Origin of the sequence: Vibrio sp. qd031, from assembly GCF_002100145.1 — a bacterium.
GTDB lineage: Bacteria > Pseudomonadota > Gammaproteobacteria > Enterobacterales > Vibrionaceae > Vibrio.
The window spans coordinates 190,871-191,333 of the sequence record NZ_JXQD01000025.1; the positions used below are offsets into that span (position 1 = coordinate 190,871).

Below are 463 nucleotides of genomic sequence, written 5' to 3' on the forward strand. Positions count from 1 at the left end.
TTTGTAGTCTAAGTTGAAAATTGGTACTCAACTTGACGTTGTATTGCCTGTTTTGAACAAGCACCACTTAAATAGTGGCAGGGCTAACTAGAGCCGAACCAGGGACTATAGATGGGGCATCAAATTTCTTTCCCCATACTTACCCTTAAGTAAATATGGCAGGGCTACCTGGATTCGAACCAGGGAATGGCGGCATCAAAAGCCGCTGCCTTACCGCTTGGCGATAGCCCTACAGCGATTCTTACGAATCTGAATAATGGTGCGGAAGGAGAGACTTGAACTCTCACACCTTGCGGCGCCAGAACCTAAATCTGGTGCGTCTACCAATTCCGCCACTTCCGCACAAATCTGTAGTCATCGTTGACAATTGGTACTCAACGAGACGTTGTTCTTTATCTCTCTTTTAACAAAAAGAAAGAATGGTGGCTACGACGGGATTCGAACCTGTGACCCCATCATTATG

The 463-nt window shown here is 46.0% G+C and carries 2 tRNA genes; both read right to left on the reverse strand.

The window, feature by feature from the left end:
* Window positions 1-156 precede the first annotated feature (156 nt).
* A tRNA-Gln gene (locus tag ST37_RS12830) sits at window positions 157-231 on the reverse strand.
* 26 nt (window positions 232-257) lie between these two features.
* A tRNA-Leu gene (locus ST37_RS12835) sits at window positions 258-342 on the reverse strand.
* Between the last annotated feature and the right edge of the window lie 121 nt (window positions 343-463).